This is a genomic window from Pseudomonas oleovorans subsp. oleovorans (assembly GCF_002197815.1).
GTDB classification, from domain to species: Bacteria; Pseudomonadota; Gammaproteobacteria; order Pseudomonadales; family Pseudomonadaceae; genus Aquipseudomonas; species Aquipseudomonas oleovorans.
In genome coordinates this window covers 60,634-70,986 of sequence record NZ_NIUB01000025.1, presented here as the reverse complement: position 1 = coordinate 70,986, position 10,353 = coordinate 60,634, and the positions used below count along the sequence as shown (strand labels likewise).

At 63.9% G+C, this 10,353-nt stretch carries 11 protein-coding genes and 1 pseudogene; 1 reads left to right on the top strand and 11 read right to left on the bottom strand.

The features are described from left to right. Positions 1 to 105 (bottom strand): annotated as a pseudogene (locus PSOLE_RS23785) (IS110 family transposase); the annotation flags it as partial. A gap of 99 nt (positions 106 to 204) precedes the next feature. Here PSOLE_RS23785 and aguA point away from each other — a divergent pair. Continuing rightward, positions 205 to 1,311, top strand: coding sequence for an agmatine deiminase (gene aguA, locus PSOLE_RS15580; RefSeq protein WP_074857448.1), 1,107 nt, complete (start codon positions 205 to 207; stop codon positions 1,309 to 1,311). A 101-nt stretch (positions 1,312 to 1,412) separates the two neighbouring features. Here the strand turns inward: aguA and PSOLE_RS15575 are convergent, their stop codons facing one another. The 10 genes from PSOLE_RS15575 to PSOLE_RS15530 form a co-directional block, all read right to left on the bottom strand. Next, positions 1,413 to 2,402 (bottom strand): cytochrome-c peroxidase, encoded by a 990-nt coding sequence (locus PSOLE_RS15575; RefSeq protein WP_003458676.1) that lies wholly within the window; start codon positions 2,400 to 2,402, stop codon positions 1,413 to 1,415. A 117-nt stretch (positions 2,403 to 2,519) separates the two neighbouring features. Beyond that, positions 2,520 to 2,708 (bottom strand): YgaP family membrane protein, encoded by a 189-nt coding sequence (locus PSOLE_RS15570; protein ID WP_074857615.1) that lies wholly within the window; start codon positions 2,706 to 2,708, stop codon positions 2,520 to 2,522. A 14-nt stretch (positions 2,709 to 2,722) separates the two neighbouring features. Beyond that, positions 2,723 to 3,142 carry a DUF6691 family protein gene (locus PSOLE_RS15565; RefSeq protein WP_074857451.1) on the bottom strand — a complete coding sequence of 140 codons (420 nt, stop codon included), beginning with the start codon at positions 3,140 to 3,142 and terminating at the stop codon, positions 2,723 to 2,725. Positions 3,143 to 3,144: 2 nt separating this feature from the next. After that, positions 3,145 to 3,579, bottom strand: a complete 435-nt coding sequence (locus PSOLE_RS15560) for a YeeE/YedE family protein (protein ID WP_074857454.1) — start codon at positions 3,577 to 3,579, stop codon at positions 3,145 to 3,147. Further along, positions 3,576 to 3,890: an ArsR/SmtB family transcription factor gene (locus tag PSOLE_RS15555; protein ID WP_074857458.1), complete on the bottom strand. Its 315-nt coding sequence runs from the start codon at positions 3,888 to 3,890 to the stop codon at positions 3,576 to 3,578. The genes PSOLE_RS15560 and PSOLE_RS15555 overlap by 4 nt, the downstream gene beginning before the upstream one ends. 322 nt (positions 3,891 to 4,212) lie before the next feature. Beyond that, positions 4,213 to 4,602, bottom strand: a complete 390-nt coding sequence (gene gcvH / locus PSOLE_RS15550) for a glycine cleavage system protein GcvH (RefSeq protein ID WP_074857461.1) — start codon at positions 4,600 to 4,602, stop codon at positions 4,213 to 4,215. A gap of 94 nt (positions 4,603 to 4,696) precedes the next feature. Beyond that, positions 4,697 to 5,779 carry a glycine cleavage system aminomethyltransferase GcvT gene (gene gcvT, locus PSOLE_RS15545; protein ID WP_074857466.1) on the bottom strand — a complete coding sequence of 361 codons (1,083 nt, stop codon included), beginning with the start codon at positions 5,777 to 5,779 and terminating at the stop codon, positions 4,697 to 4,699. A 377-nt stretch (positions 5,780 to 6,156) separates the two neighbouring features. Further along, positions 6,157 to 7,773 carry an ABC transporter permease gene (locus PSOLE_RS15540; protein WP_074857468.1) on the bottom strand — a complete coding sequence of 539 codons (1,617 nt, stop codon included), beginning with the start codon at positions 7,771 to 7,773 and terminating at the stop codon, positions 6,157 to 6,159. Between the two features lie 209 nt (positions 7,774 to 7,982). Next, entirely contained in the window at positions 7,983 to 8,984 is a 1,002-nt protein-coding gene (locus tag PSOLE_RS15535) for an extracellular solute-binding protein (protein WP_074857471.1), read from the bottom strand. Between the two features lie 111 nt (positions 8,985 to 9,095). After that, positions 9,096 to 10,313, bottom strand: coding sequence for a 2-octaprenyl-3-methyl-6-methoxy-1,4-benzoquinol hydroxylase (locus tag PSOLE_RS15530; RefSeq protein WP_074857474.1), 1,218 nt, complete (start codon positions 10,311 to 10,313; stop codon positions 9,096 to 9,098). Positions 10,314 to 10,353: the final 40 nt, after the last annotated feature.

Below are 10,353 nucleotides of genomic sequence, written 5' to 3'. Positions count from 1 at the left end.
ATGCCGTTTGAGTTGCTTGCGGCATTTGACCTGCTCATGGCTGTCGACACCATGAACTTGAAAAACCTGCTTTGCCAAATCCACGCCTATGCGTTTAAGTTTCATGCGGGCTCCCCCTCCGGGATTGTTTGTTTCGTAACCTTCAGTCTGGCGCAATGACGCCGTAGGAGGGAGGAGTCCATCTCATTGGGCTACAGGTGAAATATGACCACGCTGAACACCACGCCACGCGCCGATGGCTTCCGCATGCCGGCGGAATGGGAAACCCACAGCCAGACCTGGATGGTCTGGCCCGAGCGCCCGGACAACTGGCGCAACGGCGGCAAGCCGGCGCAGGCGGCCTTCACCGCCGTGGCCAAGGCCATCGCCCAGTTCGAGCCGGTGACCGTCTGCGTCAGCGCCGCGCAGTATGAAAACGCCCGCGCCCGCCTGGACGACGTCAACATCCGCCTGGTGGAAATCACCACCGACGATGCCTGGGTACGCGACACCGGGCCGACCTTCGTGATTAACGACAGCGGCGACGTGCGCGGCGTGGACTGGGCCTTCAACGCCTGGGGCGGCTTCGACGGCGGCCTGTACTGGCCCTGGCTGCGTGATGATCAGGTAGCGCGCAAGATCCTTGAGATCGAAGGCTGCAAGCGCTACCGCACCGAAGGGTTCGTGCTCGAAGGCGGCTCGATCCATGTCGACGGCGAAGGCACCCTGATCACCACCGAAGAGTGCCTGCTGAACAAGAACCGCAACCCGCACCTGTCGCGCGAAGAGATCGAGAATGTGCTGCGCGACCACCTCTCCATCGACACGGTGATCTGGCTACCCGACGGCCTGTACAACGATGAGACCGACGGCCACGTCGACAACTTCTGCTGCTACGTGCGCCCAGGTGAGGTGCTGCTGGCCTGGACCGACGATGCGAACGACCCCAACTATCCGCGCTGCCAGGCCGCCATGCGCGTGCTGGAAAACGCGCGCGACGCCAAGGGCCGTCAGCTGACCGTGCACAAGATGCCGATCCCCGGCCCGATCCATGCCAGCGCCGAAGAATGCGCGGGCGTCGACATCGTCGACGGCAGCCAGGAGCGTAGTCCGGAGGTTCGCCTGGCCGGCTCCTACGTCAACTTCCTGATCGTCAACGGCGGCATCGTCGCGCCGAGCTTCGATGACCCGAAGGACGAAGAGGCCCGCGCCATTCTCCAGCGCATCTTCCCCGAGCATCGCGTGGTGATGGTGCCGGGCCGCGAGATTCTGCTCGGTGGCGGCAATATCCACTGCATCACCCAGCAGCAGCCGGCGCCGCAAGGGCGCTGAACCATGTAGGGCGTGTGCAGCCCGCACCGCTGCTGGCGGGTTTTACCCACCCTAGATCCATGAACGCCCGGCACATGCCGGGCGTTTTCGTTAGCGCCAACTCACTCGAACGGCTGCGGCCGCGGCGTATCGTTGTGCGACGGCGGAAGGATCGGCAGGGCGAAGCTCGGCTGCTCGCCGGTCAGGGTCTTTAGAAAGGCGGTGATCTTGCCGATCTCCTCCTCGCTCAGCTTACGACCCAACTGCAAGCGAGCCATGATGTCTACCGACTCTTCCAGCTTCCAGTAGGCACCGTCGTGGAAGTAGGGATAGGTCAGTTCGACGTTGCGCAGGGTCGGCACCTTGAACTTGAAGCGGTCGGCATCCTTGCCGGTCAGGCCGGCCACCCCCTCGGCCGGATTGCTGGTTTCATAGGGTTCGACCAGCCCCATCTTCTGGAACGAGTTGCCGCCCAGCGCCGGGCCGTTGTGACAGGCGACACAGCCGATGGACTTGAACAGCTCGTAACCTTCCAGCTCGGTCTTGGTGATGGCCTCAGCATCCCCTTTGAGCCACAGGTCGAAGCGCGAGTTGGGCGTGACCAGGGTCTTCTCGAACTCGGCGATAGCATCGGTCACTTCGTCCAGGGTGATCTCGTCGGTTTTGTAGACGGCCTTGAACAACTCGCGGTATTGCGGGATCGAGCGCAGCACGTCGACGGCGAGAATGTGGGTAAAGGCCATTTCCATCGGGTTGGCGATGGGGCCGGCAGCTTGCTCTTTGAGATCGGCAGCGCGGCCGTCCCAGAACTGCGCGAGGTTGAGACTGGAATTGAGCACGGTCGGCGAATTGATCGGCCCTTGCTGCCAGTTATGGCCGATGGAGCTCGGCAGGTTGTCGCTGCCGCCCATCGACAGGTTGTGGCAGGAGTTGCAGGAAATGAACCCCGAGCGCGACAGGCGCGGGTCGAAGAACAGCTGCTTGCCCAGCTCCACCTTGGCCGGATCAGTGATCTCGGCCGGTGCGATCGGCTCGACGGGTTCGTTGGCCGGTAGATTGGCCCAGGCGCTGGCGCCCAGGCACAACCCGGCCAGCAGGGTCAGAGTGCGCATGTGTGTATCTCCTCAGGTATTGGCTGTTCTGGTTATGTCTCGACCATGCCCAGCGCACACCCGGGGCGACTTGATCTGCATCAAGTCGCATGCGCATCTCGCCTCAGCGGATATGTTTCATTTCATTTTGCAGGTGTTGATACCCAGCAGTGGATACGCCGGGCAGAAACGGAAGATGCCGGTCGCCAGCGGCACCACACCGATCCAGCCCCACAGGCCGATGACACCGGCAAGACTCAGCGCGATAAGAATCAGACCTGCGGCGATGCGCAGACTGCGGTCGAGCGTTCCAACATTGGCTTTGATCGAGGTTCTCCAGGTCAACGTCCGCGCCGGCCTTCCAGCGCAGTAAAGATCAGCATCCCGGCGAGCATCGCCGCGACGAACAGCAGGGCCTGCCAGTGCCCGGTCAGCAGGATGGCAACGGCCGGTCCCGGACAGATGCCGGCGATACCCCAACCGACCCCGAACAGCAGGCTACCGCCAATCAGCCGGGCGTCCAGATCGCGCCGCGAGGGTAACTGCATGGAACCGCCCAGCAACGCCCGGGAACGTTTGCCCGCCAGGTGCAACGGCAGCGCCGCGACCGCGATGGCACCGGCCATCACCAGAGCCAGGGACGGATCCCAGGCACCGGCCAGGTCGAGAAAGGCCAGCACTTTGGTCGGGTTGGCCATGCCCGCTAGCAGCAGGCCCAGACCAAACAGCAGGCCGCAGGCGAATGCACTGAGTCTGACCATCTTCAAGCTCCCAGCAGATGACGCAGGACAAAGACCGTGACGAAACCCGTGGCCATGAAGCACAGGGTTGCCAGCATGGAGCGCGGCGACAGGCGCGAGATGCCGCAAACGCCATGGCCGCTTGTGCAGCCCGAGCCATAACGGGTGCCGATACCGACCAGCAAGCCGGCGACGATCAAGCCGAGACTGCCCGTCTCGAAATGAATCGACGGTAATGCCGCGAACAATCCCCAGAGCAGGGGCGCCAGGAGCAGGCCAACAAGGAACGCTGCTTTTTCGCCGCGCCCTTCGCCCTGACGCTGCAGCAGGCTGCCAAGCAGGCCGCTGATGCCAGCCACGCGGCCATTGAGCAGCGCGAACAGCGAGGCCGCCAGACCGATCAGGGCGCCGCCAGCCAGGGCGCTCCAGGGCGTGAATCCAACCCAGTCGATGGTCATTGCCGATCCTCACAAAACAGCCGATACAGCGTCTCGATCACCGCCAACGCGGCCGGGCTGCTGATGCGGTAGAAGATCTGCTTGCCGTCACGGCGAGTATCCACCAGCCCCTCGCGACGCAGCACGGCGAGCTGTTGCGACAACGTCGGCTGTTGAATGCCGAGCAATGCCTCCAGCTCACTGACATTGCGCTCGCCTTGCGACAGCTGGCAGAGCAGCAACAGGCGATCAGGATTGGCCAACGCCTTGAGCAGTTGCCCGGCGGCGTCGGCATTGGCGCGCAGCTGCTGGATATCGATGGGCTCAGTCACGGAACACCTTCACTTAATACAATATGTATTTATATATATTGTATTTCGAACAAATGTTAGCCCAACCGACCAGCGGTTAAAGAGGGAGTTGAACGGGCCTTACAAGAACGCGCCTACCTGCATCAACCGATGCATGCACAGCACAAATCGTGGGAGGGGCTTTAGCCGCGAAAAGAACTCGCCGCTAAAGCGCCTCCTACAGGGGGTATTACTCCCAGGGTTACATACGGGCTATCACTGACGCCCTGGACGCGAATTCATTAGCAGAGCCCAGAAACGCAGAAACCCGCCGCAGCGGGTTTCTGGATCGAGGCCTGATGAATCAGGCGTCGGCGTCAGCCGCAGCCTGATAGGCTGCAGCGTCCAGCAGCTTGTCCAACTCGCCGGCATCGCTCGGCTTGAGCTTGAAGAACCAGCTGCCGTATGGGTCGCTGTTGACGCTTTCCGGGCTGTCGGCCAGTGCTTCGTTGATGGCGATCACTTCGCCGCCAACCGGTGCGTAGATGTCGGAGGCAGCCTTGACCGACTCCACCACGCCAGCTTCCTGGCCAGCGTTCAGCTGCTTGCCGACTTCCGGCAGCTCGATGAACACCACGTCACCAAGGGCTTCCTGGGCATGATCGGAGATGCCCACGGTCACGCTGCCGTCAGCCTCCAGGCGCGCCCACTCGTGGCTGGCGGCATAACGCAGATCGGCGGGGATATTGCTCATGTGTCTTTCCTCGTAAGCGATGACGGCAAGTGGGCCGTCAGGACAATTTAGCAGGCCGCAGCGCCAGGGGAAGCCAGCACCGCGACCTGATGATTCAGATAAGGGTTTTGCCGTTGCGTACGAAGCCTGGCCTGACCACACGCACCGGGTACCACTTGCCGCGTATTTCCACCTCGGCACGATCCCCGGTGGCGGCCGGCACCCGTGCCAGCGCGATGGATTTGTTCAGCGTAGGCGAGAAGCTGCCGCTGGTGATCTCACCGTCACCGATACCTTCGACGCGCACCACCTGGTGCGCGCGCAGCACGCCACGCTCCTCCAGCACCAGGCCAACGAGCTTGCTCGGACAGCCGACAGCACGCTGTGCCTCCAGCGCCGCGCGCCCGATGAAGTCGCGCGCAGCCGGCTCCCAGGCGATGGTCCAGGCCATATTGGCAGCCAGCGGGCTGACCTGCTCATCCATGTCCTGGCCATACAGGTTCATGCCCGCCTCCAGGCGCAGGGTGTCACGCGCGCCCAGGCCAATCGGCGAAATACCGGCACCGACCAGATCGTTGAAGAAAGACACCACCTCTGCCGCCGGCAGCACGATTTCCAGACCATCCTCACCGGTATAACCGGTTCGGGCGATGAACCAATCACCCTCGGGCAGACCCTGGAACGGCTTGAGCTCGTGAATCAGTGCGGCACGGGCCTGGCTCAGCAGCTCGCAAACCCGTGCGCGCGCCTTCGACCCCTGAATGGCGAGCATGGCCAGATCGCGACGCTCGCGCAGTTGCACGTCGAAGTCACCCGCTTGCGCATGCATCCATGCCAGGTCCTTGTCACGGGTACCAGCGTTGAGCACCAGACGGTAGCCGCCTTCGGTGAGGTAGACGATCAGGTCATCGATCACGCCGCCCTGCTCATTGAGCATGGCGCTGTACAGCGCCTTGCCGGGGTTCTCCAGGCGGGCCACGTCATTGGCCAGCAGGCGCTGCAGGAAGGCCTTCGCCTGACTGCCGCTCACATCCACCACGCACATGTGCGAGACATCGAACACGCCGCAGTCGCGGCGCACCTGATGATGCTCCTCCACTTGCGAACCGTAGTGCAGCGGCATGTCCCAGCCGCCGAAATCCACCATCTTGGCCCCCAGTGCCAGGTGCAGGTCATAGAGGGGGGTGCGCTGTCCCATGGGTAAATCTCCTTCCGGGCTTGGCGAAGCGATTCAGACCCCCGAGAAGCTAGCTGCGTTGCCATTGCTGCGTTGCAGCCAGGCTCAAAATGCTCATGTGTATGAGCACAGTCGGGCGCGACCCCGGCCGTTTTTCACCTGCCTGCGCCTTGCACTGGCGGCCTCGGCTCGAGCATCCTGCTTCGCTCTACCTCCTGCATCCATGCAGTCGTCGCCTACGCTTCTCGGCACGTCCGCCGGGTTACCCCGGCTCGCGAATGGCGCGCATTGTAGCCGCATGCGTCCGGGGGGTCATCCTGGCTTCAGGTCGTAGGGCGGGTGCAACCCGCCATGCCCCGACACTGGCGGGTTGCACCCGCCCTACATCGTTGTCTTGATCAACCGAAACCGCGAGCCGAACGGCGGATCAGCAGGATCACCGGCAACAGGCCGACCAGCACCAGGGTCAGCGCCGGCAGCGAGGCGCGTGCCCATTCGCCTTCGCTGGTCATTTCAAATACCCGTACCGACAGCGTGTCCCAGCCGAACGGGCGCATCAGCAGGGTCGCCGGCATTTCCTTGAGCACGTCGACGAATACCAGCAGCGCGGCCGACAGGGTGCCTGGCAGCAGCAGCGGCAGATAGACCTTGAAGAACAGCCCGAAGCTGCCAACCCCGAGGCTGCGCGAGGCTTCCGGCAGCGACGGACGAATCCGCGCCAGGCTGGTTTCCAGCGGCCCGAATGCCACGGCCATGAAGCGGATCAGATAGGCCACCAACAGCGCCGTGAGGCTACCCATCAGCAGCGGCTTGCCGGCTCCACCCAGTGCCGTGGATAGCGGAATCACCAGTTCACGATCAAGGAAACTGAAGGCCAGCATGATCGCCACCGCCAGCACCGCCCCCGGCAGGGCATAACCGAGGTTGCCCAACGCCACACCGAAACGCACGCCGCGATTCGGCGCCTGACGCCGGGCGAAAGCCAGCAGCATGGCCACACTGACGGTGATCAGCGCCGCCATGCCGCCCAGATAAAGGGTATGCAGAATCAGCCCGGCGTAGCGCTCATCAAGGTCGAAGCGACCGCGTTGCCAGAACCAGGCCAGCAGTTGCAGCAGCGGGATGACGAAGGCACAGGCGAATACCAGGCCACACCAGGCGCTGGCCGCGAAGGCCTTCCAGCCGTGCAGGTGATACAGCGCCTGGCCACGGGGCCGCTCGCTGGCCGGCCGCGCCGCACCACGCGCACGACGCTCGCCATAAAGCACTAGGGCGACGGCCAGCAGCAGCAGGCTGGCCAGTTGCGTGGCGCTGGTCAGGCTGTAGAAGCTGTACCAGGTCTTGTAGATCGCCGTGGTGAAGGTGTCGAAATTGAACACCGCCACCGCACCGAAATCGGCCAGGGTTTCCATGATCGCCAGGGCCAGACCGGCACCGATGGCTGGCCGCGCCATTGGCAGCGCCACCCGCCAGAAGGCCTGCCAGGGGCTCTGCCCGAGCACCCGCGCGGCCTCCATCAAGCCCTTGCCCTGGGCCAGAAACGCGCCACGGGCGAGCAGGTAGACGTAGGGGTAGAACACCAGCACCAGAACGATGATCACGCCGCCAGTGGAACGCACACGCGGTAGGCGAAAGCCGCTGCCGAACCATTCGCGCAGCAGCGTCTGCACCGGGCCGGCGAAATCCAGCAAGCCGACGAACACGAAGGCCAACACGTAGGCAGGAATGGCGAAGGGCAGCATCAGCGCCCAATCCAGCCAACGCCGACCGGGAAATTCGCAGAGGCTGGTGAGCCAGGCCAGGCTGACGCCCAACAGCGTCACACCCACACCAACGCCTATCACCAGGGTCAGCGTGTTGCCGATCAGCCGCGTCATCTGCGTTTGCCACAGGTGCGACCAGATCTGCTGATCCACCTCATGCCAGCTCAGCAGCAATACCGACAACGGCATCAGCACCAGAACGGCGACGGCCAGGACGATGGGGTACCAGCGACGCTGGACAGGATGCGGCACGCGGATTCCTCGACTACACAAATGACGACGCCCCGACCAGGCGGGGCGTCGCAGTATAACGGCAGCGGCGCGGATCACCGAAGGTACGATGATCGCTCCCACGCTCCGCGCGGGAATGCAGCGCTCGACGCCCCAGCGTCAGAGCCAACAGGCGTGACGCGGCGCGTCACGGGCGACGCACCCACGCCGGAGCGTGGGCACGATCCCCGTTACTGCCAGCCGGCGCGATCCATCAGCATGGTCGCTTCAGCCTGACGCTTGCCCGCCACTTCGGTAGCAACCGAGTCAGCCTTGAAGGCACCCCAGGCCGCCACTTCCTTGGACGGTGCCACGGCCGGGTTGGCCGGGAATTCCTGATTGACGCCGGCGAAGATGCTCTGCGCTTCCGGGGTGGTCATCCACTCCAGCAGCTTCCTGGCCTGCTCGGCATGCGGCGCATGCTTGGTCACGCCGGCACCGGCCAGGTTGACGTGTACGCCACGATCATTCTGGTTCGGCCAGAACGGCTTGACCTTCAGATCCGGCTGCTGCTTGTGCAGACGACCATAGTAGTAGGTGTTGGTGATGCCCACGTCGCACTGGCCGGCGTCGATGGCCTGCAGCAGCGCGGTGTCATCCGGGAATACGTCGGTGGCCAGGTTGTTGACCCAACCCTTGACGATTTCTTCGGTCTTCTCGGCGCCGTGGGCTTCGATCAGGGTAGCGGTCAGCGACTGGTTGTAGACCTTCTTGCTGGTGCGCAGGCACAGGCGGCCTTCCCAGTTCTTGTCAGCCAGGGCTTCGTAGGTGGACAGCTCCTCCGGCTTGACGCGCTCGGTGGAGTAGAAAATCGTCCGTGCGCGCAGCGACAGGCCGGTCCAGCTATCGGTGCTGGAGCGGTACTGGGCGGGAATATTGGCGTCGATGATGTCGGACTTGGTCGGCTGCAGCACGCCTTCCTGCTCGGCCTGCCAGAGGTTACCGGCGTCGACGGTGATCAGCAGGTCAGCCGGGGTGTTGGCACCTTCGGCCTTGAGGCGGGCGATCAGCGGGGCTTCCTTGTCGGTGATGAACTTCACCTTGACCCCGGTTTTCTCGGTGTAGGCATCGAACACCGGCTTGATCAACTCGTCGATACGGGCAGAGTAAACCACCACCTCATCGGCAGCCTGAACGGCAGTTGCCAGGGTGCTGAGGGTGAATGCAGCGAGAAGGGCGTTGCGAGCCTTCATGGGACCAGCCTCTTTTGGATGAGCAAAGTGGCTGAATAGTAGTGAATGTTATTTACTTTCTCAACGTAAACAGCGAGAAGAAACGCAGCAGTTATTACAAGTTGCGTCGCCTCAGACTCGCGCCAACTCTGGCAGATCGCCCGACACCCCCAGCGCCTGACGCACGAACAGCGCCTTAGCCTCGGCCTGGCCATCGACCAGGTCGAGGCCGACATTGCGTAGCAGGCGCAGCGGCAGCGGGTCGGCCTGGAACAGACGCTGGAAGCCCTCCATCGCCGCCATCATCGCCAGGTTATGCGGCATGCGCCGGCGCTCGTAGCGGCTCAGCACCCGCTCATCACTGAGGCGCTCGCCGCGCTCGGCGGCATGCAGCAGCACCTCGGCCAGCACCGCCGCATCGAGGAAGCCCAGATTGACCCCCTGCCCGGCCAGCGGATGGATGCTGTGCGCGGCATCGCCGGTCAGCGCCAGCCCCGGCTCGACATAGCGCTTGGCATGGCGCTGACGCAGTGGAATGCACAGACGGCGGTCGGCATGTAGCACCTGGCCCAGGCGATGCTCGAAGGCCTTGCCCAACTCGACACAGAAGGCGGCATCATCCAGCGCCATCAGGCGCTCGGCCTCAGCCGGTACGGTCGACCAGACGATCGAGCACCAGCGCTCGTCAGCCGGCCCTGCCAGCGGCAGGAAGGCCAGTGGACCATCGTCGGTAAAGCGTTGCCAGGCAGTGGCCTGGTGCGGCTTCTCGCAACGCACGCTGGTGACGATGGCATGGTGCAGATAATCCCATTCGCGCGTAGCGCAGCCGGCCAGGCGGCGTACCGCGGAGTTGGCGCCGTCGGCCGCGACCAGCAGTGGTGCGCGCAGTTGGCGACCATCGGTAAACGTCAGCAACCAGTCGTCGCCGGAGCGGCGCAGCTGCTCCAGGCGCGCGCCAGGCAGCAGGCCGATCTGGCTGTCGTGCAGCCTTTCGAGCAGGGCATCCTGCACCACGCGATTCTCGACGATATGGCCAAGCGTCTCGGCATGCACGCTGGCCGCAGCGAAGTGAATGCTGCCGGTGCCGGAGCCATCCCACACGCGCATCTCGCCGTAGGGGCAGGCACGCCGAGAGGCGATGCCCTGCCAGGCGCCCAAGCGTTCGAGAATGCGTTGGCTGGCCATCGACAGCGCGCTGACACGCGGCTCGAACGGCGCCTGGGCATCGAACGGCGCCACGCTCAGCGGGCTGCCGTCGACGACCAGGATGTCCAGACCGCTGTGCTCCAGCGCCAAGGCCAGGGTACTGCCAACCATACCGGCACCGACGATGATCAGATCCGCTCGCATATCACTCCTTAACCTCAGGTTGCGCTGTGCGCATCATGAC